We start from the raw sequence: 22,108 nt of genomic DNA, 5'->3' as shown, positions 1-22,108 counted from the left end.
GTTGGGGAGTACTGATGCGCCTTAGCGCGGTTCCGGCTCGGGCGAAACGGCCTTCCGGGGGCGCAGGTCGGAGACGTCGCGGGCGCTGGCACGCGCGGCGGTGATGCGGCGCCCCTGCGGGGGTTCGGGCGCGCGGTCCAGCACGGCCTCCAGGGCGGCATGCACCTGGTCCAGCACGGCGTCGGAGGTGACCTTCCGGCCCTTGGCGTCGGTCACATAGAAGCTGTCGACGGCGCGTTCTCCGAAGCCCGCCACATGGGCCGAGCGGATCGACAGGTCGTGATCCGACAGGGTGCGCGAAAGCTCGGCCAGCAGGCCCGGCCGGTCGGCGCCGGACACCTCGATCACCGTGGCGGCTTCGCTGGCGGCGGGGTCGATCATCACCACGGGTCGTACGTCGAACACGGCGCGACGTGGCGAGGGCGCGGGCATGGCGGGGGGGGCGACCGGAGCTTCCCCCCGCGCGGCCGCCTCCAGGGCCGCGATCAACGACGTCAGGCGGCGTGGTTCGTCCTGGCCGTAGGGGCGGTCGGCCCCGTCCTGGACCTGGAAGACGTCCAGCACCGTGCCGTCGGCGGCCGTCGCGACCCGCGCCCCGGCCACATCGGCCCCGGCGGCGGCCAGCACGGCGGTCAGATCGGCGAACAGCCCGGGACGGTCGCGGGCGGCCAGGGCGATCTCCGTCGTCGCCTCCATCGTGCCCGGCCCCTGACGGGCCTCGGCCGCCGCGCCGCTCGCGCAGGCCCGGGCCACCAGATCGGCATGGTCGGCCAGGGGATCGGCCCCCTCCGCGTCCTCGCCCCGGAACAGGGCCTCGACGCGGGCATAGAGGGTCCGCATCAGCTGGCCCTTCCAGCTGTTCCAGACGCCCGGCCCGACCGCGCGGATGTCGGCCACGGTGAGGACCAGCAGCATCCTCAACCGTTCCGGATCGCCGACGATCTCGGCGAACGCCCGCACCGTCGCGGGGTCGGAGATGTCGCGCTTCTGCGCATAGTCCGACAGGGCCAGATGATGGCGCACCAGCCAGACGACGATCTCGATCCGCCGCGTCTCGATCCCCAGCCGCTCGCAGGCGCGCCGGGCGGCGATGGCCCCGTCCTCCAGCTGACCGCGTTCTCCGCCCTTGCCGACGTCGTGCAGCAGCATGGCCAGCATCAGCGCCTCCGGATCGGCGATCAGATGCACGACCTCCGAGGCCAGGGGGTGGTCGGCCTTCAGCTTGCCGCGCTGGATGTCGTTGATGATGCCGATGGCCTGCAGCGTGTGCTCGTCGACCGTATAGGCGTGATACATGTTGAACTGGGTCTGGCCGACGATCCGGCCCCATTCCGGCAGGAACCGGCCCAGCAGCCCCGCCTCGTTCATCAGCGTCAGGACGCGATAAGGCCTCTGCCCGTGCGCCAGCACATGCAGAAACGCGGCCGTCGCGCGCGGGTCGCGCCGCAGCCGGGGCGTCACCAGCGACAATGACCGGGTCACCGCCGAAAAGGCATGGGGGTGGACGTCCAGGTCGTGCTGATCGGCCGTGACGAACAGGGTCAGCAGCTTGACCGGATCCTCGGCGAAGACCTCCGGCCCGGTGACCGACAGCCGCCCCCGATCCTCGATGAAGCCGGCCACGCCCAGGTTCCGCTTCCGCCCCGGGATCAGGCGCGACAGGCTCATCGTCTTCTTCTGCTGACGCGCCTCCAGCGTGGCGCTCATGGCGCGGGTCAGGGCCCCGACGTCGCGGGCGACCAGGAAATATCGCCGCATGAACCGCTCGACCGCCGGTTCGTCGCCGCGTCCGCGCCAGCCCATGCGACGGGCGACCTCGGGCTGCAAATCGAAGGTCAGCTTCTCCTCGGCCCGCCCCGCCGCCAGATGCAGGTGACACCGGACCCGCCACAGGAAGTCGAACGCCTCCTCGAAGGTGCGCCGCTCGCGGGCGGTCAGCAGGTCATCCAGAACCTTCGCCCCCAGGGGACTTTCGGGGGCCAGGGACCGGGCGATCCAGAACAGTGTGTTCAGGTCGCGCAGGCCCCCCTTGCCGTCCTTGATATTGGGCTCGACGCGGTATCGGGTGGCCCCCGCCTTCTGGTGGCGGCCGTCGCGCTCCTCCATCTTGGCGGCGATGAAGGGGCGGGGGTCGGCGTTGGTCACCATGCCCCGAAAGCGCCACAGGAAGTTTTCCGTCAGCGCCGCGTCGCCCGCCAGCGGCCGGGCCTCCAGCAAGGCGGTGCGGATGGTCATGTCGGTGCGGGCCAGGCTCAGCGCCTCCTCCACCGACCGCGCCGACGATCCGACCTTCAGGCCCAGATCCCACAGGACATAGAGCATGAACTCCGCCACCGTCTCGGTGCGGGCGGTGGTCTTCCACGGGCGCAGGAAGACCAGGTCGAGGTCCGAAAAGGGGGCGAGCACCCCCCGGCCGTAGCCGCCGACCGCGATCAGGCTGAGCTTTTCCGCCTCGGTCGGATTGTGGGACGGATACAGGGTCTCGGTCGTGAACCGCCACAGGGCGATCAGCAGGTCGTCGGCGGCGGCCGCATACAGACGGGCCACCTCGACGCCGGGCAGGCCGTTGCCCAGTTTGGTCGCGATCTTCTCACGGGCGGCATCGTGATGGGATTTCAGGATGGCGGCGACGGCCGGACGAACCCCGGGGCCGGAGACGATGGCGTCGAGACGAGCGTCGAGGGTCGGCATCTAATCCTCACCCGCAAAGCGGGGGAGGGGGACCGCCCGAAGGGTGTTGGAGGGGGCGGAAACGCACGCCCGTGTCTGGGGTCGCCCCCTCCACCCCCGCGCAAGCGCGCGGCGGTCCCCCTCCCCCGTTTCGCTCCGCTCACGAGTGAGGATTGTCACTTTGCCAACCCCTTCAGCCGATACAGCGCCTCCAGCGCCTCGCGCGGGCTGAGCGCATCCGGGTCCAACGCCGCCACCGCCTCGTCCACCGCCGACTGCAACGCCGGTGCAGGCGGCTCCATCACCGCGAACAGGGGCAGGTCGTCCAGCCGCCCCTGCGCCGCCTTTTCGGTCTCCAGCCGGTCCAGCACGGCCCGCGCCCGCGCCACCACCGACGGCGGCACGCCCGCCAGCTTGGCCACCTGAACGCCGTAGGACCGGTCCGCCGCGCCGGGCACCGCCTCGTGCAGGAAGACCAGGTCACCGTTCCACTCGCGCGCCCGCATGGACAGGTTGCAGACGTGGTCCAGCCGTTCCTCCAGCCGGGCCAGCTCGTGATAATGGGTGGCGAACAGGGTCCGGGACCGGTTCACGTCGTGCAGGGCCTCGGCACAGGCCCAGGCGATGGCCAGGCCGTCGTAGGTCGCGGTGCCGCGTCCGATCTCGTCCAGGACGATGAAGCTTGATGGCGTCGCCTGGGTCAGGATGGCGGCGGTCTCGACCATCTCCATCATGAAGGTGGACCGTCCGCGCGCCAGGTCGTCGCCCGCCCCGACCCGGCTGAACAGCCGGTCGACGACGCCCAGCCGCATGGACTTCGCCGGCACGAAACAGGCCCCTTGCGCCAGCACGACCAGCAGGGCGTTCTGTCGCAGGAAGGTCGACTTGCCCGCCATGTTCGGCCCGGTGACGATCGACAGGCGGGCGCATCCGACACCGTCACCATCCAGCCGACAGTCATTGGGCGTGAACGGATCGCCCGCCTTCTTCACCGCCGCCTCGACCACGGGATGCCGTCCGGCCTCGACGGAGAAGACGCGGCTGTCATCCACCACGGGCCGCACCGCCCCGACCTCCTCGGCCCATTCGGCCAGGGCCGCCGTCGCGTCCAGTTCGGCGAGGGCGTCGGCCACGGCCTGTAGGGGTCGCGCGAGGTCCTGAACGGTGCGTCGCCAGGCCTCGAAGGTCTCGCCCTCCATGGCGAGCGCCCGGTGCCCGGCCTGGCTGATCTTCGCGTCCAGCTCGGACAGTTCCACCGTCGTGAACCGGACCTGGGCGGCCAGGGTCTGGCGATGGATGAAAGGGCTTTCGGGACCCGCGCGGAACAGGGGCTCGGCGTGTTTGGCCGTCGTCTCCAGGAAATAGCCCAGCACCGCATTGTGCCGCACCTTGAACGGCACGCCGCTCTCGGCCACCGCGCGAGCCTCCAGATCGGCGACCACGCGGCGGCTGTCGTCCCTCAGCGTCCGGGCCGCGTCCAGTTCGGGCCGGAAGCCCGGCTTCACGAAGCCGCCGTCGCGCGCCAGATGTGGCGGCTCCTCGGCCAGCCCGTCCGCCAGATCGAGCATCAGCCGCGCCAGATCGGGCGACAGGGTCAGACGGTCCAGACATGAACTGATCCTTTGTGGCGGACCGGTCAGAGGATCGGGCGAGACGGTGAACAGCCCGGCCAGCGCCTCCGCGATCGTCAGCCCCGCGCGGATCGCGGCCAGGTCCCTAGGCCCGCCCCGACCCAGCGCCAGGCGCGACACCGCCCGCGCCACATCGGCCGAGGCCTTCAGCCCGTCGCGCAGGTCGCGTCGCAGCGACCGACGCTCCAGCAGCCATTCGACGGCGTCCAATCCATGATTGATTTCGACCGGATTCCTCAACGGCCGGGCGATCCGCTCCGCCAGGGCCCGCGCCCCGCCCGAGGTGACCGTGCGGTCGATGCAGGCGAGCAGGCTGCCCTCGCGCTCGCCGCGCTGGGTCCGGTCGATCTCCAGCGACAGCCGCGTCGCCGGATCGATGGCCAGGAACCCCGCATCCCCCGACCGTCTCGGCGGCGACAGGGCGGGAACCTTGCCCGCCTGCGTTGTCTCCAGATAGGCGGCGATGAGGCCGAGCGCCGAGACCTCCGCCTCCTCGAACGCGCCGAACCCGTCCAGCGAGGCGACGCCGTACAGCCGCGCGACCCGACCCCCTGCCGCCGCCGGTTCGGCCATGGCGGAGGCCAGCGCCTGAACCACGCCCCCGGACCCGTCCAGCGCGCCCTTCAGGTCAGGATCGGAAAAGACCTTGTCGGTGACCAGGACCTCGCTGGGCCGGAACGCCGCCAGCGTCGCGCCCAGGTCGCCGATCTCGCAGGCGACACAGTCGACGGCTCCGGCCGACAGTTCGACCACGGCCACGGCCGCGCGGCCCTTGCGGATGGCCACCGCCGCCAGTCGGTTCGCGCCGCGCGCATCCAGCAGGGAATCCTCGGTCAGGGTTCCCGGCGTCACCACCCGCACGATGTCGCGCCGGACCACGGCCTTGGAGCCGCGCTTCCGTGCCTCCGACGGATCCTCCATCTGTTCGCAGATCGCGACCTTGAAGCCCTGGCGGATCAGGCGGGCGATATAGCCCTCGGCCGCATGGACCGGCATGCCGCACATCGGGATGTCCTCGCCCAGATGCTTTCCGCGCTTGGTCAGGGTGATGCCGATGGCGGCGGCCACGACCTCGGCATCCCTGAAGAACAGCTCGTAGAAATCGCCCATGCGGAAGAACAGAATCGCGTCGGGCTGCGACGCCTTGGCCGTCAGGAACTGGGCCATGACGGGCGTGGTGCCGTCGGGCGTCTCGATCTTCGGCGGATGGGACAGGGGGGCGTTCATGGCGTGGCGTCAGGGTGACGGATCGGGCGGCCCGGCTCAAGCGATCTTGCGCAACCTCTGCTGCGCTGCGACAAGCCGGTCAGGCGGTTAAGGGAACGCGGTCGAACACCGCGGCTGTGCCCGCAACTGTAGGCGGTTAGGCCGTCGTCCGGTCCGGGTGTTCGCATCCGGCGTCACTGGTCCTGCTTTCGCAGAGCCGGGAAGGCGAGGACGGCGTCCGTTGACCCGCAAGCCAGGAGACCTGGCCGCCGACGTCGCTCGCCCGCTGTCCGGGACCAGACAGAGGCGTGGGACCAGCCCCTTCCGCAAAGCCGGGAGGCCGTTCCGTCGAAGCGACCCGATCTCGGAGCCGTCGTGACCGCGTCACGGCGGATTGGTCGCTGTTCACACGCCCGGCGCGCGCCGAAGTCGGGCCTGTCGGAGCTAATTCCATGAAACGCCTGCTTCTTGCGAGCAGCGCCCTCGTCGCGCTCATCGCCTCGCCTGTCCTCGCGCAGGAGACCCCGGACGACACCCTGCCGGAAGTCATCGTCACCGCCACCCGCCTGCCCGCGATCCAGCAGGACACGCCGGGCGCCCGCGTCATCGACGCGCGCGCCATCGATCGGCGCGGCGCGGTGTTCGCCGCCGACATCCTGGCCGACATTCCCGGCCTGTCGGTCACGCGTTCGGGGGCCTATGCCGGTCCCGCCCAAGTGCGCATGCGCGGCGCGACGCCCGGCAAGACCCTGGTCCTGGTCGACGGCGTGCCGGTCAACGACCCGGCCGAGGTCAATGGCGCGTTCGACTTCTCCGGATTCGAGCTGGGCGATGTCGAGCGGGTCGAGGTCCTGTCCGGTCCGCAATCCTCGCTGTGGGGATCGGACGCCATCGGCGGGGTCATCGCCTTCACCACCCGGGAGATCGACGGGCTGCGCGCGGAGGCCGAGGCCGGCAGCTTCGACACCTGGCGCGGGCGGCTGGCGCTCGGCACCGTCAGCGAGACCTGGGCCGCCAGCGCCTATGTGTCGCGCTTCGACAGCGAGGGCATCTCGGCGGCCGACGAGGCCGACGGCAATCCCGAGCCGGACGGACTGAAGACCACGACGGTCGGGGCCAGGGGCCGCTATGCGCTGACGACCACGACCACGATCGAGGCTTCGGCCCGATGGTCGGACAGCCACGGCGACATCGACGGATCCCCCCCGCCCGACTATGTCCCCGCCGACACGCCCGACACCACGGCCAGCGAGCAGTGGTCCGGGTTCGTGCGGCTGTCGACGGCCTTCCTGGGCCTGGATCAGCAGTTCAGTTTTTCGGCCAGTGATATCGCGCGCGAGAACGACGGCGACTTCGCCTCACAGTTCGACGCCGATCGCCAGGTCTATCGCTGGCAGGGGCAGGGCACCGGCTGGGACGACCGAGCGGCCTTCACGGTCGGGGCGGAGCGGGAGGATACGCGAGGCACGGTCTCGACCGGCGAAGCGGTCGCGCTGGGCACCACCTCGGCGTTCGGCGTGGCGCGGGTCGACGTGTCCGACGATTTCAGCGTGACGGGGGGGCTGCGTTACGACGACACCGACGATTTCGGGTCGGAGGTCACGGGCCGAATCTCGGCCGCCTATGACCTGCCCGCCGGCTTCGTCCTGTCGGGGGCCTATGGGACCGGCTTCAAGGCCCCGTCGATCAGCCAGGCGGTCTGCGACTACTGCTTTAGCGCCATCCCCTACCCCGAGCTTCGGCCCGAAACCGCCGACAGCGTCGAGGGGGCGGTCGGCTGGGCCTCGGGCGACGGTCGCATCGACGGGCGGCTGACGTTGTATCGGCTGAAGGTCGAGGACCAGATCACCTATTTCTTCGATCCGGTGACGTTCGATTCCTACTACGTCAACGTCGCCCGGGCCCGGACCGACGGGGTGGAGGCGGAGGCGCGCGCGATCCTGGGGGGCGGATTCGATCTGACCCTGGCCTACGCCTGGACCGACGCGGTCGACGAGACGACCGGCGACCGGCTGCTGCGCGTGCCCGAGCACGCGGGATCGGCGACCCTGGGATGGAGCGGCGGGCGTCTGTCCGGCGCCCTGACCATCCGCGCCGAGGGCGACCAGCCGGATTCGGGGGGCCTTCGCGAAGGGTTCGTCACGGCCAACCTGAACGCGGCCTATGACCTGAACGACGCCGTCACCCTGACGGCGCGGCTCGAGAACCTGGCCGACGAACACTATCAGCAGGTGTTCGGATATGGAGAGCCGGGGCGGTCCGGCTATGTCGGGATCAGGCTGCGTTACTGATCCGCGCCGCGGAGCCGGTCGTGATCGCGGCCGGCTCCGACAGGGCCAGCGCGTCCCAGTCCAGGTCGGGCCGGGGGGCGTGAGCGGCCGCCAGGACCGCCCGCATCTCGGCGGCCGAGGCCACGCTGGCGACCACGGCGGCCACGGGCGGCAGGCCCAGACAGAAGGCGAGCGCGGCCTGCATCGGATCGACCCTGGCCTCCGCCAGGCGTCGGCGCGTGCGCGACAGGGCCACGCCCTGATCGACCAGATGGGCGGGCAGGGTTTCTCGGCTGGCGAAGAGCAGGCCGCGCGCGAAGACCGACGAGACATGGACGTCGATGCCCAGACCGGCGAGGTCGGACAGCACCCCCTCGGTCACCGGGCGCTGGTCCAGGATGTTGCAGGCGATCTGCACGACATCGGGCTGATAGCGCCGCGCCAGCAGGGTCGGCCCGTCCTCCATGGTCGCCAGGAATCCGACGCGGCGATAGAGCCCGCGATCCTTCAGCGCCAGCATCCGGTCCCACAGGGCGCGGCCCTCGGCCCCGGCCAGGTCGGTCGCACCGGACACCAGCAGGGTGTCGCCGCGCGGCAACCCCATGCGTTCCAGCGACCGCCGGGCGCGCGCCTCGACCCGGTCCAGGCCCTCGGACAGGGCGACGGTTCGAACCGTGACGGAGAACGGCGAGGGAAACGGCCAGGCCTGACCCAGCAGACGTTCGGCATCGCCCGTCGGACGCGTGGCGACGATCGACACGCCGGCATCGGCCGCCGTCTGGAGCAGGGTCCGCATCGCCTCCTCGCGCGCGCCGACGGGCGCGGGCAGCGCATGCTCGGGCTCGGTCACGACCGCCAGGGCGAGCTTGGCGACCGGAGAAGGGCAGGAGGGGGACATCACCGGTCGATCCTGACCGGGAAAGTTTAAGGGAGGCTGAGGGAGACCCTACCGGTTCGTTACCGGGGGAACGGTGATAGGGCTCAGTGAGTAGGGCTTAGGTCTTGGGGAGTGGGCCATCATGGCCTCGGGCCGCGCGACGTCGTTCAAGGCCAGCGGCCCAGTCCTTCCTAAGCCCTAAGCCCCACTCCCTGCACAATGCTGCACCGCAGGGGAACCCCCGCAAAGCAGTGGCGTTCAGCCGACAAGGCCCCTATTTATGGCAAAGCTGCATCAACGGAGTGGGATCATGGCGACCAGCAAGGCGCGCGAAGACATCAAGAACGACCTGAACACCCTCAAGGAGGATCTAAAGGTCGGCGCGCGCGAAGAAGCCGCCAAGCTGAAGGCCAAGGCCTCGGAAACCGAAGCCCGCCTGCGCGAAAAGGCCGCCGAAGCCGACGCCCGCGTCCGCGAACGCGCCGACGAACTGCGCGAACAGGCCCGTGGCTATTACGACCAGGCCCGCGTGCGCAGCCGCGAATACTATGACGACGCTTCAGAGCGTTTCGACGAGGCGCAACGCTACATCACCGAGCGGGTGCAGGAGCGTCCGGTTCAGTCCACGGCCATCGCGCTCGGCGTCGGCGTGGTGCTGGGTCTGCTGCTGGCCGGTCGTCGCCGCTGATGTTCGGCAAGGGGCTGGTCAAAAAGCTGTCGGCGGCCTTCGTGGTCGCCGGCTGCGCCTTCGTGGCCGTCGTGGCGCTGGGCGCGACCCTCTATTATGCGCTGGCGCTTGTCCTGCCGCCTCTCGGCGCGGCGGCGATCACGGCCGGGGTCTTCGCCCTGGTCGCGGTGATCGTGGCGGTGGTCTTCCTGGGCGTCGGCGGCGCCTTCGAGGAGGAAGAGGAAGAAGAACCCGAGGGCCTGGGCGGTCGCGCCTATGCCCTGTTCCGCTCGCGCCCGATCCTGGGCACCGTCGCGGCCCTGGCCGGCGGCTGGATCTTCCTGCGCAACCCGGCCCTGGCCACCATGGTGGCGGCGGCCTTCACAGAGAAATCGCACGGTCGTTACCGCCGCTGACCGGAACGGGATCGCCCGGCGAACATTGATCAGGCAGGCGGCGTCGATGGTGGCGACGCCCGTCATCAATCTTCCAAGGGAGGATCGTCCATGCTCCGCTGGGCTCTCATATTTCTGGTTCTCGCGCTGGTCGCAGGCGCTCTCGGTGCCGGTGGCGTCGCTGGCCTGTCGATGAACATCGCCTATGTCCTGTTCGTGATCTTCCTCGTCCTGATGGTGATCTCGTTCTTCACCGGTGGGCTGCGACGCGGGCCGCGCGCCTAGCCGCCGCGACCGATCAAAGACCAAAGCCGCGATCCTCACGGGTCGCGGCTTTTTTCTTGGCCCTCAGGTGATCGCCGCTTCGAGCGTACCGGGCGTCGCCGGATCGGGCGCGGAGGCCGGATGGCGGGTGTCCTGACGCCGCGGCAGCCGCCAGCTCTGGGCGGGCTTGAAGGTCTGGCCGTCCCAGGCGATGGCCGTGACCACGATCTCGTGCGCGGACCATTCGATCTGGTTGAAGCTGGGCGGTGCGCCGCGTTCGCGCTTGGACAGGGTCCCGCAGCCGACAGCGTAGGAACACCGATCCGACAGGTCGATCGGAATGGCGAAGGGGACGTGGACGTGGCCGGTGGTGATCAGATCGACGCCCGCCTCGGCGAAGATTTCGGCCGCCGCGTCGCCGCGTTTCACATCGCCGGTCATGGGCGTGCCGATCATCTCGATCAGCGGATGGTGACAGGCCAGGATGCGCAGGGCTCCGACCGGGGCCTGACGCAGCGCCTCGGCCGCGCGGCGCGTCTGGTCCAGGTCGATGACGCCCTTGGACCAGTTGGCCCGGGCCTGCCAACCGCGCGCGGTGACGACGCCGCGCACCATCACGCTGTCGGAGACGAACTCGCCGTCATGGGCCGGATAGCCGGTCGCATCCTCGAAGGCCTTCCACGGCCGGAACAGCCGCGCGCCCAGATTGTAATAGGGGACGTCGTGATTGCCGACGATGACGAAGCGCGGTTTCGGCATCGCCCGGATCCAGGCCGCGGCCGCCGCGAACTCGTCCGGCAGGCCCTTTTGCGTGATGTCGCCGGTGATCAGGATCAGGTCGCTGGGCGTGGCATGGGCAAAATCAAGCGCGGCGGCGCAGGCGTCCGGGTGTTCGACCCCGAAATGAACGTCGGAGAACTGCAGCAGACGGCCGGCTCTCACCGGGCGTCGCCTCTCGCCATCGACCGCATCAGACCGCCTCGCCCTGAGGCTGGGGATCGGGGGCCAGGGCCTGCCAGGCCTTGGGAATGAAGGTCACCATGGCGTCGTGATGCAGCAGCGTCGGCTCACCGTCCAGAACGGCGGGGATTTTGGATCGCGCACGAATGCGGATCTTGCGGGCGGGCTGGGTCACGACGGACGGGTCCTGACGCCAGTCGCTGAACAGGGCGTTGGCGGCCAGTCGGAACGCCTGGGCCGCGTCGGCCGGGTCCATGGCGGCCGCCTCCAGCCCGACGGGCTCGTCCATGGCCTTGGAGATCATCGGGCTGATCAGGGCCAGGGCCTCGCTGCGACGGACCCTGCCGCCGTCCAGTTCGACGCGAATCTTGCCGGAAAAGGCCCGCTTCAACGCCCGTCGTCCATAGGTCCAGGCCAGGCTGAGCTTGCCCGTGCGCATCGCCTCGCGGGCCGGTGCCCACAGGGCGGGCGATCCGAAGATGCCGGCGCAATAGAAGGACTGCCCCTCCACGATGCCGCCCGATACGCACTGGGGCAATCCGTTCTCCAGGGCGTCGCGCAGGGCGACCTTCCAGTCGGCGGTGCCGTAAAGCGCCTTGGGCAGCATGTTCATCGTCCCGCCCGGCAGGGGCGCGACCAGCGGCCCCTTCGGTCCCGCCCTGGAAGCGGCCGCGCGCGCCGTGCCGTCGCCCGCCAGCACGAACAGAACATCGGGCTTGGATGCCAGGGCCGCATCGATCTGATCGTCCATGGTCGATCCGACCAGTTCGACGATCTCCGCCTCGCACGGATAGTCGGCCATGATGGCTTCGACCTCGGCCACGGCGCGCGGCCCCACCGATCCCGACAGGGTGTTGACCAGGATCACCACGCGCGAGATCGCGACATGGGGCGTCAGGGCGCGCGGCTCGGCGACCGCCTCGACCGGCTCGGTCTCGGGCAGGCCCAGGGCCACGGATTCAGGCTCGATGGTATCGGTCATCCCGCCCGAACGCGCCTGTCAGGCCCCTGTTCCGCCAAGCGTGACTATTGCGCCTTGAGCGTGTCCGCCGTGGTCGCGGCGCCGGCCTGAAGCGCGTCTCCGGTCTTGTCGGCGGCGTCGCCCGCCTTGTCGGCGGCGACCTCGGCGGCTTCCGGCGCCTTGCCGATCAGACCCTTGGCCGAAGAGACGCCGGCCGTGATCCAGCCGTCCATCATCGCCCCGCCCTTGGCCAGCGACTGCTCCTTGATGCCCAGCACGGCCGTCAGAACGCCGAACAGCGCCAGAAGCGTGACCAGCAGACCGACGAATCCGCCCCCGCCGCCGCCTGAACGGCGCTTGGAACGGGCCCAGACCGGGCTGGCGTGATCGTCCGCGTTACGGACCGGCTCAGGAAAACGCATTGAAAACCCCTCACAAACGCTGGACGTGTTCGAAATCCGCGCCCCTCGCGCGACCCGCTACAGTCTATGTCATCGTTGACGACGAGCATAGGCGCGGAACCTGAGCCATAATCCAGCGTTCTCGCTTTCGGGGCGAACATCAGGAATGAAGGACACATCCATGAAGACGGCAATTATCGCGATCGGTGCCGCCGGCCTGCTCGCATCGGCCTGCGCGACCGATCCTTACGGCAACAGCACCAGCAACCAGACCGTTCGCCAAGGCGCGATCGGTGCCGGCCTGGGCGCCGTCGCCGGCGCCATCATCGGCAACAACGTCGGCGGCGGCAATGCCGCGACCGGCGCGCTGATCGGCGCCGCCGCCGGTGGCACCATCGGCGCGATCCGAGGATCTCAAGCCGACCGCAACAACCAGCAGCGTTACCGCGACAACCGTGGCCAGTACTACTACTGCTACGACAACCGTCAGGACGAGTGCTACTGGGAAAATGGTCAGCGCCGCTACTAGGCCCTGACAACAGACGACTCTCAGGGCGGCTCGTCGATCGACGGGCCGCCCTTTGCTTGAGCGAACACAGGGAACAGGGCGATGATGACGACGCAGAAGATCTTTCTGGCCGCGACCATGGGGGCGATCGGTCTGTCGGCCTGCTCGATGGGGCCGAAGTTCATGGATCGCGAGGCGCTGGTGGCCACGCCCAGCGCCTGTGCCGCCAAACGGTTCGACGTCTATTTCAACGAGAATCAGGACCGACTGACCAGCCCGGCGCTGGAGGCGATCGGCCTGACGGCGACGCAGCTGCAGGGCTGCCGGATCACTTCGGTCAAGGTTCTGGGCCTGGCCAGCGCGAGCGGCGCGGCCGATGCCAATCAGGACCTCTCCGAACGCCGGGCCCTGGCGGTGGCCGAGGCACTGACCGCAGCCGGATGGCCGGTGCCCGCCTTCGAGATCGCGGCGGCCGGCGACGCGGGCGCGACGACCGCGGACGGGGTGCAGGAACCGCTGCGCCGCCGCACTGAAGTCCTGGTCGAAGCCACGCCGCTCTAGGGTTTTGTGCGACCGTGCTCGACGACGCCCAGGGCGTCGGCCAGACGAACCCTGGCCGACCCGCGTGGCAGGGGTTGCTGCTGGCTGTCGTGCGGAGCCCAGCCGGCCAGATTGACGATCTCGAATGTCGCGGGGATGCGGCCGTCGGGTTCGGCGTATCGCTGGGCATAGAGCGCGGCGGCACGAGCGACGATGCCGCGCGTCAAGGGTCGAGTCGCGCCGGCCAGCACATTGGTCTCGCCCATGGCCCGCAGATCGCGGATCAGCGCGAACAGGTCGGGGTAGCGGACCGTCAGCCGATCCACGTCGGCCACGGGCAGGGCGAATCCGGCCCGCTGGAGCAGGCCCGCGCCGTCGAACCCGTCGGCAAAGGGCGAGACACGCGCCTGGGCTCCGCCGCGCTCGGCCAGCTCGGCCTCGGTCAGGACGGCCCGAAGCTCCTTCAGGGTGCCCGCGCCCAGCAGGGTGCCCAGAAACAGCCCGTCGGGCCTCAGCGCGCGGCGGATCTGGCTGAGCGCGCCGGGCAGGTCGTTGGCCCAGTGCAAAGTCATCAGCGACACGATCAGATCGGTCGAACCTTCGGCGACCGAAAGGGGGCGAGCGCCAGGCGCGGCCTGGCCTCCATCCTCAAAGGTCACGGGCACGCCGACCCGCGTGGCTGCATCACTGTCCGCCAGGGCCGCGCCGAACACACCCGGATGGGCCGACAGGTCGACGGCGGCGGGAAACGCACGCAAGGTGGCTTCCAGGCTGAGGACCGCGTTCTCGGCGGCGCGGCGATGCAGGAAGTCGGCCTGAGCGAACAGGCGGGCGGCGCGCGCCAGCCGCAGGGCGCGGCGCGCGGGATCGAATATGGATGGGGGGCCGGGGGCGGTCATGAGACTTCAGGATGGGGACTGGAGCGCGCGTTGGGAAGCGGCGCGCGCGCGCGCGATGCTCGGCTTGACCGATCTGGGGCGCGGCCTGGCCGATCTGGTCCTGCCGCCCATGGCGCACGACAGCCGTGAGGCGACTCAGGCCGCCGGGCTGACGGCCGACGCCTGGAGCCGCGTTGTCTTTCTGGAAGATCCGGTCTGTGACGGGTGCGGTGCGGCGTTCGAATACGACGGCGGCGATTTCGCCTCGGACCGGTGCGCGGCCTGCGTGGCCTCGCCCTATCGGTTTTCCCGCTGCCGGGCCGCCTGCGTCTATGACGAGGCGTCGCGCGGGCTGATCCTGAAGTTCAAGCACGGCGACCAGCAACAGTTCGCCGGCCTGTTCGCGCGCTGGCTGGGACGGGCGGCCGCCCCGTTGATCGAACAGGCGGACGCGGTGGTGCCCGTGCCGCTGCACCCCACGCGACTGTTGTCGCGGCGCTTCAACCAGGCGGCGGAGATCGCGCGGCCACTGGCCCGGTCGGCGCGGCTGGATTACCTGCCTGATGCCTTGTCGCGCACGACGCGGACCGAATCCCAGGGCGGGCGCAGCGCGCGGGGACGGCGGCTGAACGTCAAATCGGCCTTTGCTCTGACCGAGATGGGCGCGCGGCGCATCAAGGGTCGGCGCATCCTGCTGATCGACGATGTGCTGACGACTGGGGCAACGGCCGAGGCCTGCGCAAAGGCGCTGCTGGAGGGCGGAGCGCGCGCCGTCGATCTGGCGGTCATCGCGAGGGTGCGAACCGCGCGCGAAGTGCCTAGATAAGGGGCAACACGGATATTCTGGAGTTCTCCCTCATGGCCGACGTCGTCCTCTACACCAAGCCCGGTTGCCCCTATTGCCACGCGGCCATGGCGCTGCTGGACAAGAAGGGCGCCGAATACACCGAGATCGTCGCCTCCAACGACCCGGCCAAGAAAGCCGAGATGATGGAGAAATCGGGCGGCAAGGCCACCTTCCCGCAGATCTTCATCGACGGAAAACACGTCGGCGGGGCCGACGACCTGAGCGCGCTTGACCGGCGCGGCGGCCTGGACCCTCTGCTGGCGGCCTGATGTCGTCCAGCCTTCCCATCGCCCTGATCCAGACGCGGACGCCGGCGACGGCGGCCGCGGCCCTGGCCCATGTGGAGCCGCTGATCCGGCGCGCGGCGGCGGAGGGGGCCAAGCTGATCCTGACGCCCGAGGGGACGAACCTGCTGGAGCAACGCCGGGACCGGCGCGCCCTGGCGATCGTCGACGAGGATCAGGACGCGGCCGTGATCGGCCTGCGCCATCTGGCGGCCGAGCTGGGCGTCTGGCTGCTGATCGGCTCTGCCATCGTGCGGTCCGGGCATACGGGCGATGACCGGGCGGCCAACCGCTCGCTGCTGATCGACGCCAACGGCACGATCGGGGCGCGCTATGACAAGCTGCACGTCTTCGACGTCGATCTGGCCAATGGCGAGACCTATCGCGAGAGCGCGTCGATCCGGCCGGGCGACGGAGCCTGCGTGGCGCAGACGCCGTGGGGCAGGCTGGGTCTGACCGTCTGCTACGACGTGCGGTTCCCGCACCTGTTCCGGCAGTTGGCCAAGGCCGGGGCCTGCATGATCGCCGTGCCCGCCGCCTTCACCGTGCCGACGGGAGAGGCCCACTGGGAGACCCTGTTGCGCGCCCGCGCCATCGAGACCGGGGCCTTCGTCCTCGCTCCCGCGCAAGGGGGGACACACGAGGACGGGCGCAAGACCTGGGGCCGATCGATCGTCGTCGGGCCGTGGGGCGAGGTGGTCGCGAAACTGGATCACGACGCGCCCGGCGTCCTGCACGCGACGCTGGATTTGTCGGCGGTCGAGGCGGCGCGGGCCTCTGTGCCACAGCTGCGCCACGACCGGGATTTCGCGGCGCCCGGAGCTCAGGCGTGATCCGCTATGCCCTGAAGTGCGACGCCGACCATCCGTTCGAGGCCTGGTTCGGGTCGTCCGGCGACTATGACGACCAGGCGGCGCGGGGCCTGGTCGAATGCCCGTTCTGTGGATCGCACGGGGTGACCAAACAGATCATGTCTCCGGCGGTCGCAGGGACACGGCGCGAGCCCGCCACACCGGACATAGCCAAGGTGCGGACCATGATGACGAAGATGGCGCGCGAGGTCCGCAGCCATGTGGAGGCGAATTTCGACTACGTCGGCGACGCCTTCGCCCGCGAAGCCCGCGCCATTCACGAAGGGACGACCGAGAAGCGGGAAATCTATGGCGAGGCGACCCCGGCCGAGGTGCGCGCCCTGAAGGCGGACGGCGTGCCCTGCGCCGCCCTGCCGCCTGTGCCGATCGAGCCGGAAAAGCTGAACTGATGCCGGCCGGCTGGCGGCCGATGCGGGCCAACGACCTGGACCGCGTGGCCGAGATCGCGGCGGTCGGCTTTCCGGATCATTTCGAGGGCCGCGACTGTTTCGAGAACCGGCTGGCGCTCCATCCCCACGGCTGTCTGGTGCTCCAGATCGAGGCGGCGCTGGAGGGTTATCTGGTCGCCTATCCATGGCGAGCGAACTCGGCGCCGGCGCTGAATACCCTGATCGAGGCGATCCCGTCGGACGCGGGGGTCCTGTATCTGCACGACCTCGCCCTGACCCCGGCGGTCCGGGGGCGGGGCTGGTCGAAACCGGCCGTGCGGACGGTGGTCGATCTGGCCGTCGCGGGCGGCTGGGCGACGATCGCCCTGGTGGCCGTCAACGACGCCGTCGACTTCTGGCGCGGCCATGGGTTCGAGGTGAAGCAGACGCCGGACATGGCGGCCAAACTGGCCAGCTACGGCTCCGACGCCCGCTACATGACGCGAAATCTGTAGTCCTTCCCCCGCTTGCGGGGGAAAGCGGTCCGTTGCTGGCGCAGCCAGCCAGGACCGATGGGGGAAGTCTCGTCTGACTTCGACAGCATGAAGTTCTCCCATCCATCCTGTTCTCGCTACGCTCGAAGACGGACGGTTTTCCCCAATGAAGAATGGGGAAAGGGCGAAGGTTCAGTCCTTCGTCGCCACCATCATGAAGTTGACATCGGCATCGGCGCTTTCGCTCCAGCGGTCCGACAGCGGGCTGTAGACCAGGCCGTAAGGGCCGCTGACGGCGAGCGGTTCGGCCGACAGCATCATGCGGATTTCGTCCGGCTTCACGAACTGCCGCCAGTCGTGGGTTCCGGCCGGCACCCAGCGCAAGATGTATTCGGCTGCGACCTTGCCCAGCGCCAGGGACTTCAGCGTGCGGTTCAGGGTGGCGACGATCATGAGGCCGCCCGGCGCCACCAGCCGGGAGCAGGCGCGCAGGAAGCTTTCAGGGTCGGCGACGTGCTCGATGATCTCCAGCACCAGGACGACTTCGAACGGCCCCGCGCCTTCGGCCTCCATCTGCTCGACGGTGGCGGCGCGATAGGCGATGTCCAGACCCTGTTCGGCGGCATGGGCACGGGCGGTGCCGATGTTCTCGGACGAGGCGTCGACCGCCGTGACGGCGAACCCCATCCGCCGCATCGGCTCGGCGATCAGCCCGCCGCCGCAGCCGATGTCGATCAGGCTCAGGCCCGCGAAGGCCTCGCGTTTTGCCGGATCGCGCAGGAACCGTTCGGCGACCCGGTCGCGGATGAAGGCGAGACGCGCCGGATTGAACCTGTGCAGGGGCGCGAACGGCCCGCGCGCGTCCCACCATTCGGCGGCCTGGGCCGAGAACCGCGCGACGTCGGCGGGGTCGATGCTGGCCCCCTCGGCCCGATCGGCGGGAATATCGGCAAAATCCTGCCCCGTTTGGGGTTTGCGCCCGGACGAGGGGTCGGTAGAAGCGGCCATGGCGCAAGGGTGAACCCCTTTTGCGCCCGCCATGCAAGACGGGGATTTCCGCCACGATGACGCGGACACGATGACGACGCCGGCGTCGAAACGACTGGTGATGAAGTTCGGCGGCACCTCCATGGGCGACCTGGAGCGGATCCGCCGTGCCGCGTGCATCGTCGCCGCAGAGGTCCAGGCCGGGCATTCGGTCGCCGTCGTCGTCTCGGCCATGGCGGGCAAGACCAATGAGCTGGTGGCCTGGACCGACGGGGCGGGGGCCGCAGCCGCCGGACTGCCGCTGTCGGACGACGAATACGATGTGGTCGTCGCCTCGGGCGAGCAGGTGACCTCGGGCCTTCTGGCCATCACCCTGCGCAACATGGGCCTGAACGCACGCAGCTGGATGGGGTGGCAGATCCCCATCCTGACCGACGAGGATCATGCCCGCGCCCGCATTGTGGATGTGCCGGGCAAGGTTCTGGGTGCCGCGATCGATTCCGGAGAGATCGCCGTCGTGCCGGGGTTCCAGGGGGTGTCGCCGTCGGGCCGGATCACGACCCTGGGCCGTGGCGGATCGGACACCTCGGCCGTGGCGGTGGCGGCGGCCCTGGGCTGTCCGTGCGACATCTATACCGACGTGGACGGCGTCTATACGACCGACCCCCGCATCGAGAGCCGGGCGCGCCGACTGGAAAAGGTCTCCTACGAGGAGATGCTGGAGATGGCGTCGCTGGGGGCCAAGGTGCTGCAGACCCGCTCGGTCGAGCTGGCCATGGCCAAACAGGTGCCGGTGCGCGTCCTGTCCAGCTTCATCGAACCCGACCAGAACGGCGACCTGCCCGCCAAGTCCGGCACGCTCATCTGTGACGAGGAAGAAATCGTGGAAAAACGCATCGTGTCCGGCGTGACCATGAGCCGTGACGAGGCCCGCATTACCCTCTTGGGCCTGTCCGACCGGGTCGACGCCCCCGCCGACGTCTTCACCCGCCTGGCCGAGGCCAGCGTGAACGTGGACATGATCGTGCAGTCCCAGGCGCGGACCGAAGGGGCGGTGAACCTGACCTTCACGACCGGCCGCCGCGACGCCGCCCGCGCCGCCGATCTGATGCGCGCGCACCAGGCCGACATCGGCTTCGAGGAGATCCGCGTCGACGAGGACGTGGCCAAGGTCTCGGTCGTCGGCGTCGGCATGCGCAGCCACGCCGGCGTCGCCCAGACCATGTTCCGGGCGCTCGCCGACAAGGGCGTCAAGTTCCAGGCCATCTCGACGTCCGAGATCAAGATCAGCGTCCTGATCGACGCCGCCTATGCCGAGCTGGCCGTCCGTGCCCTGCATTCGGCCTATGGGCTGGAGGGGGTCTGAGAATCGGCCATGCTATATGCCGTCCTGAAGGCGCTGATCTCGGGTGCCCTGGTCGGTCTGGTGTCCGAAACTGCGCGCAGGAACGCGGCGCTGGGGGCCCTGTTCGCGTCGCTGCCGCTGGTGTCGGTGCTCGGCATGGTCTGGTTGTGGCGCGACACGCGCGACACGGCGCGGCTGGCCGATCATGCCGAGGCGACCTTCTGGTATGTGCTGCCGTCGCTGCCCATGTTCCTGCTGATGCCGATGCTATTGCGGCGCGGTGTGGGGTTCTGGCCGTCGCTCGCGGCGGGGTGTGTCCTGACGGTGATTCTGTATGCTGTGACCGTCTGGGTCGCGGGGCGCGCAGGCGTAAAACTCTGAGGGTGACCGACGGATGCCGGTAGCGGGCGGAACGATGACGAGGGGGCCGCGGGTCCTCCTGCGCCAGATCCGCGAGGCGATGGCCGATGGCGGCCCGGCGCAGGGCCGTCTGGACGTCGTCGTCACCACCATCGCCCAGTCCATGGTGGCGGAGGTCTGCTCCATCTATCTGCGGCGGGCGTCGGGCGAGCTGGAGCTGTTCGCCACCCACGGTCTGAACCGCGATGCCGTTCACAACACCCGGCTGAAGGCGGGCGAAGGTCTGGTGGGCGAGGTGGCCCGGATGGCCCAGCCGATCAGCCTGTCGGACGCGCCCAACCACCCCAGCTTTTCGTATCGGCCGGAGACGGGCGAAGACCCCTATCACGCCTTTCTGGGTGCTCCCCTGCTGCGCGGCGGGCGGGCCATCGGCGTGCTGGTCGTCCAGAACAAGTCCGAGCGGCGCTATGACCCCGACGAGGTCGAGGACATCCAGACCATCGCCATGGTCCTGGCCGAGACCGTGGCCAGTGGCGAACTGCTGGCCCAGGAGGAACTGCGCGACATCGAGGTCGCGCCACACCGCCCCGAGCGCATCAAGGGCCAGAGGTTCGCCGAAGGGCTGGCGTTCGGCCACGTGGTCCTGCACGAGGCCCCCCTGCCGCCCGAACGGCTGCTGGCCGAGAACCAGCAGGTCGAGGAAATCCGCCTGCGCGAGGGGCTGAATACGCTGAAGGCCTCGATCGACGCCCTCCTGGACGGCGGCCAGGGCAAGCTGGCGGGTCAGTCGTTCGAGGTGCTGGAAACCTACCGGATGTTCGCCGACGACCGGGGCTGGAACCGGTCGCTGGAGGAGGCGGTGCGGGGCGGCCTGACGGCCGAGGCGGCGGTGGACCGGGTGCGCAACGAGCACCGTGCCCGCTTCGCCCAGGCGCGCGACCCCTACATCAAGGAGCGGCTGCACGACTTCGAGGACCTGGCCAACCGCCTGCTGCGCGTGCTGGGCGGCGAGAAGCCGGGCCAGCGCGACCTGCCCGACGATGCGATCCTGGTGGCGCGGAACCTGGGTCCGGCGGACCTGCTGGAATATCCGCGCGACCGCATCCGCGGCCTGCTGATGGAAGAAGGCTCTGCGGCCAGCCATGCGGCCATCGTGGCCCGCGCGCTGCAGATCCCGTGCGTCGGCCGCCTTCAGGGCATCCGCGACCGGCTGAGCGAAGGCGACCTGGTCATCGTGGATGGCGAGACGGGCGAGGCGCATCTGCGGCCCCGACCCGACATGGTGGACTCGGTCCAGTCGCGCATGGCGGTCCGGGACCAGCGCCAGGCCGAGTTCGCCAAGCTGCGCGATGTGCCCGCGATCACGGCCGACGGCACGCGGATCACGCTTTTGACCAATGCCGGGCTGGCGGTCGATCTGGAGAACCTGGACGCCACGGGTGCCGAGGGCATCGGCCTGTTCCGCACCGAGTTCCAGTTCATGGTGTCGGAGGAACTGCCGCGCCTGAACTCCCAGACCGCGCTCTACAAACTGGTGCTGGACGCGGCGGGCGACCGACCGGTGACCTTCCGGACCCTGGACATCGGCGGCGACAAGGTCCTGCCCTATATGGAGACCACCGAGCGGGAGGAGAATCCCGCCCTGGGACGTCGCGCGATCCGCCTGGGGCTGGACCGGCCCAGCCTGCTGCGCCTTCAGCTACGCGCGCTTTTGGCGGCCGGGGCCGGGCGGGAGCTGCGCGTGATGTTCCCGATGATCGCCACGGTGGACGAGTTCCGCGCCGCGCGCGAGCTGGTCGACGTCGAATGCGAATGGGCGCGGCGGCGAGGACGGCCCCTGCCTGCCCGGCTGCGCGTCGGGGCCATGATCGAGTGCCCCAGCCTGCTGTGGCATCTGGACGCCCTGCTGCCCCTGACCGACTTCGTGTCGGTGGGGTCCAACGACCTGTTCCAGTACATGTATGCGGCGGACCGGACCAATCCGCTGGTGTCGGACCGGTATGACGCCCTGTCGCCACCGGCGTTGCGCGCTCTGCAATCGATCCAGAAGGCCTGCATCGAGACCGGTACGCCGGTATCCGTCTGTGGCGAGCTGGCGGGGCGCCCGCTGGAGGCCTTCGCCCTGATCACCCTGGGATTCACGCGCCTGTCCGCCCCGGCGGGCGGCGTCGGCCCGGTCAAGCGAATGATCCTGTCCGCCGACCTGGTCGCGGCGCGGCGCGGGATGGCCAATCTGCTGGGATCCTCGGCCGGCTCGATCCGCAACGAGATCGAAAGTCTGGCCCGGAAGTTGAACGTCGGTCTGTGAGCCGTGCCTTCGCGG

Annotated in this window: 22 protein-coding genes and 1 riboswitch; of the genes, 14 read left to right on the top strand and 8 right to left on the bottom strand. The window is 69.8% G+C overall.

Going from position 1 to position 22,108, the window contains the following annotated elements; translation table 11 throughout:
* Positions 1–21: 21 nt before the first annotated feature.
* On the bottom strand, positions 22–2,691 hold the full coding sequence (gene glnD, locus AC1DW4_RS07560; RefSeq protein ID WP_477016633.1) for a [protein-PII] uridylyltransferase: 2,670 nt from the start codon (positions 2,689–2,691) through the stop codon (positions 22–24).
* 155 nt (positions 2,692–2,846) lie between these two features.
* Complete coding sequence (gene mutS, locus AC1DW4_RS07555; protein ID WP_477016632.1) at positions 2,847–5,528, bottom strand: DNA mismatch repair protein MutS; 2,682 nt, start codon at positions 5,526–5,528, stop codon at positions 2,847–2,849.
* A 90-nt stretch (positions 5,529–5,618) separates the two neighbouring features.
* Positions 5,619–5,771, top strand: a riboswitch (cobalamin riboswitch).
* Positions 5,772–5,959: 188 nt separating this feature from the next.
* Between mutS and AC1DW4_RS07550 the strand changes: the two genes are divergently transcribed.
* Positions 5,960–7,798, top strand: a complete 1,839-nt coding sequence (locus AC1DW4_RS07550) for a TonB-dependent receptor plug domain-containing protein (protein WP_477016631.1) — start codon at positions 5,960–5,962, stop codon at positions 7,796–7,798.
* Here the strand turns inward: AC1DW4_RS07550 and AC1DW4_RS07545 are convergent.
* On the bottom strand, positions 7,782–8,675 hold the full coding sequence (locus AC1DW4_RS07545) for an aldo/keto reductase (protein WP_477016920.1): 894 nt from the start codon (positions 8,673–8,675) through the stop codon (positions 7,782–7,784). The genes AC1DW4_RS07550 and AC1DW4_RS07545 overlap by 17 nt on opposite strands.
* 289 nt (positions 8,676–8,964) lie before the next feature.
* On the opposite strand from AC1DW4_RS07545, the gene AC1DW4_RS07540 reads away from it, so the two are divergent.
* The 3 genes from AC1DW4_RS07540 (at position 8,965) to AC1DW4_RS07530 (ending at position 10,001) form a co-directional block, all read left to right on the top strand.
* The gene (locus tag AC1DW4_RS07540; RefSeq protein WP_477016630.1) at positions 8,965–9,342 is read left to right on the top strand and encodes a glycine zipper domain-containing protein; all 378 of its coding nucleotides are present in this window, start codon (positions 8,965–8,967) and stop codon (positions 9,340–9,342) included.
* Positions 9,342–9,737 carry a hypothetical protein gene (locus AC1DW4_RS07535; protein WP_477016629.1) on the top strand — a complete coding sequence of 132 codons (396 nt, stop codon included), beginning with the start codon at positions 9,342–9,344 and terminating at the stop codon, positions 9,735–9,737. The genes AC1DW4_RS07540 and AC1DW4_RS07535 overlap by 1 nt, the downstream gene beginning before the upstream one ends.
* Before the next feature lie 90 nt (positions 9,738–9,827).
* Positions 9,828–10,001 carry a DUF1328 family protein gene (locus tag AC1DW4_RS07530; protein ID WP_477016628.1) on the top strand — a complete coding sequence of 58 codons (174 nt, stop codon included), beginning with the start codon at positions 9,828–9,830 and terminating at the stop codon, positions 9,999–10,001.
* 63 nt (positions 10,002–10,064) lie between these two features.
* On the opposite strand, the gene AC1DW4_RS07525 is transcribed toward AC1DW4_RS07530, so the two are convergent.
* From AC1DW4_RS07525 to AC1DW4_RS07515, 3 genes are read right to left on the bottom strand one after another with little or no spacing between them, the layout of a single operon-like run.
* Positions 10,065–10,922: a metallophosphoesterase family protein gene (locus AC1DW4_RS07525; RefSeq protein ID WP_477016627.1), complete on the bottom strand. Its 858-nt coding sequence runs from the start codon at positions 10,920–10,922 to the stop codon at positions 10,065–10,067.
* A gap of 28 nt (positions 10,923–10,950) precedes the next feature.
* Positions 10,951–11,922: a diacylglycerol/lipid kinase family protein gene (locus AC1DW4_RS07520; RefSeq protein ID WP_477016626.1), complete on the bottom strand. Its 972-nt coding sequence runs from the start codon at positions 11,920–11,922 to the stop codon at positions 10,951–10,953.
* 44 nt (positions 11,923–11,966) lie between these two features.
* Entirely contained in the window at positions 11,967–12,323 is a 357-nt protein-coding gene (locus tag AC1DW4_RS07515) for a hypothetical protein (RefSeq protein WP_477016625.1), read from the bottom strand.
* 160 nt (positions 12,324–12,483) lie between these two features.
* Here AC1DW4_RS07515 and AC1DW4_RS07510 point away from each other — a divergent pair, with 160 nt between their 5' ends.
* On the top strand, positions 12,484–12,831 hold the full coding sequence (locus AC1DW4_RS07510) for a YMGG-like glycine zipper-containing protein (protein ID WP_477016624.1): 348 nt from the start codon (positions 12,484–12,486) through the stop codon (positions 12,829–12,831).
* Positions 12,832–12,912: 81 nt separating this feature from the next.
* Positions 12,913–13,371, top strand: coding sequence for an OmpA family protein (locus AC1DW4_RS07505; RefSeq protein ID WP_477016623.1), 459 nt, complete (start codon positions 12,913–12,915; stop codon positions 13,369–13,371).
* On the opposite strand, the gene AC1DW4_RS07500 is transcribed toward AC1DW4_RS07505, so the two are convergent.
* Positions 13,368–14,249: a methyltransferase domain-containing protein gene (locus AC1DW4_RS07500; RefSeq protein WP_477016622.1), complete on the bottom strand. Its 882-nt coding sequence runs from the start codon at positions 14,247–14,249 to the stop codon at positions 13,368–13,370. The genes AC1DW4_RS07505 and AC1DW4_RS07500 overlap by 4 nt on opposite strands.
* On the opposite strand from AC1DW4_RS07500, the gene AC1DW4_RS07495 reads away from it, so the two are divergent.
* Genes AC1DW4_RS07495 through AC1DW4_RS07475 form a run of 5 tightly spaced genes read left to right on the top strand, consistent with a single transcriptional unit; the run spans position 14,248 to position 17,114 of the window.
* A complete protein-coding gene (locus AC1DW4_RS07495; protein ID WP_477016621.1) occupies positions 14,248–15,054 on the top strand; it encodes a phosphoribosyltransferase family protein in 807 nt (268 codons plus the stop codon). The genes AC1DW4_RS07500 and AC1DW4_RS07495 overlap by 2 nt on opposite strands.
* Before the next feature lie 32 nt (positions 15,055–15,086).
* Entirely contained in the window at positions 15,087–15,344 is a 258-nt protein-coding gene (gene grxC, locus AC1DW4_RS07490; RefSeq protein ID WP_477016620.1) for a glutaredoxin 3, read from the top strand.
* The gene (locus tag AC1DW4_RS07485; RefSeq protein ID WP_477016619.1) at positions 15,344–16,192 is read left to right on the top strand and encodes a carbon-nitrogen hydrolase family protein; all 849 of its coding nucleotides are present in this window, start codon (positions 15,344–15,346) and stop codon (positions 16,190–16,192) included. Before grxC ends, AC1DW4_RS07485 begins: the two co-directional genes overlap by 1 nt.
* The gene (locus AC1DW4_RS07480; RefSeq protein WP_477016618.1) at positions 16,189–16,620 is read left to right on the top strand and encodes a DUF1178 family protein; all 432 of its coding nucleotides are present in this window, start codon (positions 16,189–16,191) and stop codon (positions 16,618–16,620) included. Before AC1DW4_RS07485 ends, AC1DW4_RS07480 begins: the two co-directional genes overlap by 4 nt.
* The gene (locus AC1DW4_RS07475; RefSeq protein WP_477016617.1) at positions 16,620–17,114 is read left to right on the top strand and encodes a GNAT family N-acetyltransferase; all 495 of its coding nucleotides are present in this window, start codon (positions 16,620–16,622) and stop codon (positions 17,112–17,114) included. The genes AC1DW4_RS07480 and AC1DW4_RS07475 overlap by 1 nt, the downstream gene beginning before the upstream one ends.
* A gap of 171 nt (positions 17,115–17,285) precedes the next feature.
* On the opposite strand, the gene ubiG is transcribed toward AC1DW4_RS07475, so the two are convergent.
* Entirely contained in the window at positions 17,286–18,101 is an 816-nt protein-coding gene (gene ubiG / locus AC1DW4_RS07470) for a bifunctional 2-polyprenyl-6-hydroxyphenol methylase/3-demethylubiquinol 3-O-methyltransferase UbiG (protein WP_477016616.1), read from the bottom strand.
* Positions 18,102–18,171: 70 nt separating this feature from the next.
* On the opposite strand from ubiG, the gene AC1DW4_RS07465 reads away from it, so the two are divergent.
* From AC1DW4_RS07465 to ptsP, 3 genes are read left to right on the top strand one after another with little or no spacing between them, the layout of a single operon-like run.
* Entirely contained in the window at positions 18,172–19,446 is a 1,275-nt protein-coding gene (locus AC1DW4_RS07465) for an aspartate kinase (RefSeq protein WP_477016919.1), read from the top strand.
* A gap of 9 nt (positions 19,447–19,455) precedes the next feature.
* Positions 19,456–19,806, top strand: coding sequence for a DUF3147 family protein (locus AC1DW4_RS07460; protein ID WP_477016615.1), 351 nt, complete (start codon positions 19,456–19,458; stop codon positions 19,804–19,806).
* Between the two features lie 34 nt (positions 19,807–19,840).
* The gene (gene ptsP, locus AC1DW4_RS07455; RefSeq protein ID WP_477016614.1) at positions 19,841–22,093 is read left to right on the top strand and encodes a phosphoenolpyruvate--protein phosphotransferase; all 2,253 of its coding nucleotides are present in this window, start codon (positions 19,841–19,843) and stop codon (positions 22,091–22,093) included.
* Positions 22,094–22,108: the final 15 nt, after the last annotated feature.

This window comes from Brevundimonas sp. P2_A6, from assembly GCF_056404975.1.
The sequence above is the reverse complement of the archived record's forward strand: the minus strand, read 5'-3'. Positions and strand labels throughout refer to the sequence as shown.

What these genes read in the sequence shown, in the direction of transcription:
- glnD (WP_477016633.1), bottom strand. Translation starts at nt 2,691, where the DNA reads ATGCCGACCCTCGACGCTCGTCTCGACGCCATCGTCTCCGGCCCCGGG.
- mutS (WP_477016632.1), bottom strand. Translation starts at nt 5,528, where the DNA reads ATGAACGCCCCCCTGTCCCATCCGCCGAAGATCGAGACGCCCGACGGC.
- AC1DW4_RS07550 (WP_477016631.1), top strand. Translation starts at nt 5,960, where the DNA reads ATGAAACGCCTGCTTCTTGCGAGCAGCGCCCTCGTCGCGCTCATCGCC.
- AC1DW4_RS07545 (WP_477016920.1), bottom strand. Translation starts at nt 8,675, where the DNA reads ATGTCCCCCTCCTGCCCTTCTCCGGTCGCCAAGCTCGCCCTGGCGGTC.
- AC1DW4_RS07540 (WP_477016630.1), top strand. Translation starts at nt 8,965, where the DNA reads ATGGCGACCAGCAAGGCGCGCGAAGACATCAAGAACGACCTGAACACC.
- AC1DW4_RS07535 (WP_477016629.1), top strand. Translation starts at nt 9,342, where the DNA reads ATGTTCGGCAAGGGGCTGGTCAAAAAGCTGTCGGCGGCCTTCGTGGTC.
- AC1DW4_RS07530 (WP_477016628.1), top strand. Translation starts at nt 9,828, where the DNA reads ATGCTCCGCTGGGCTCTCATATTTCTGGTTCTCGCGCTGGTCGCAGGC.
- AC1DW4_RS07520 (WP_477016626.1), bottom strand. Translation starts at nt 11,922, where the DNA reads ATGACCGATACCATCGAGCCTGAATCCGTGGCCCTGGGCCTGCCCGAG.
- AC1DW4_RS07515 (WP_477016625.1), bottom strand. Translation starts at nt 12,323, where the DNA reads ATGCGTTTTCCTGAGCCGGTCCGTAACGCGGACGATCACGCCAGCCCG.
- AC1DW4_RS07510 (WP_477016624.1), top strand. Translation starts at nt 12,484, where the DNA reads ATGAAGACGGCAATTATCGCGATCGGTGCCGCCGGCCTGCTCGCATCG.
- AC1DW4_RS07505 (WP_477016623.1), top strand. Translation starts at nt 12,913, where the DNA reads ATGATGACGACGCAGAAGATCTTTCTGGCCGCGACCATGGGGGCGATC.
- AC1DW4_RS07495 (WP_477016621.1), top strand. Translation starts at nt 14,248, where the DNA reads ATGAGACTTCAGGATGGGGACTGGAGCGCGCGTTGGGAAGCGGCGCGC.
- AC1DW4_RS07500 (WP_477016622.1), bottom strand. Translation starts at nt 14,249, where the DNA reads ATGACCGCCCCCGGCCCCCCATCCATATTCGATCCCGCGCGCCGCGCC.
- grxC (WP_477016620.1), top strand. Translation starts at nt 15,087, where the DNA reads ATGGCCGACGTCGTCCTCTACACCAAGCCCGGTTGCCCCTATTGCCAC.
- AC1DW4_RS07485 (WP_477016619.1), top strand. Translation starts at nt 15,344, where the DNA reads ATGTCGTCCAGCCTTCCCATCGCCCTGATCCAGACGCGGACGCCGGCG.
- AC1DW4_RS07475 (WP_477016617.1), top strand. Translation starts at nt 16,620, where the DNA reads ATGCCGGCCGGCTGGCGGCCGATGCGGGCCAACGACCTGGACCGCGTG.
- ubiG (WP_477016616.1), bottom strand. Translation starts at nt 18,101, where the DNA reads ATGGCCGCTTCTACCGACCCCTCGTCCGGGCGCAAACCCCAAACGGGG.
- AC1DW4_RS07465 (WP_477016919.1), top strand. Translation starts at nt 18,172, where the DNA reads ATGACGACGCCGGCGTCGAAACGACTGGTGATGAAGTTCGGCGGCACC.
- AC1DW4_RS07460 (WP_477016615.1), top strand. Translation starts at nt 19,456, where the DNA reads ATGCTATATGCCGTCCTGAAGGCGCTGATCTCGGGTGCCCTGGTCGGT.
- ptsP (WP_477016614.1), top strand. Translation starts at nt 19,841, where the DNA reads ATGACGAGGGGGCCGCGGGTCCTCCTGCGCCAGATCCGCGAGGCGATG.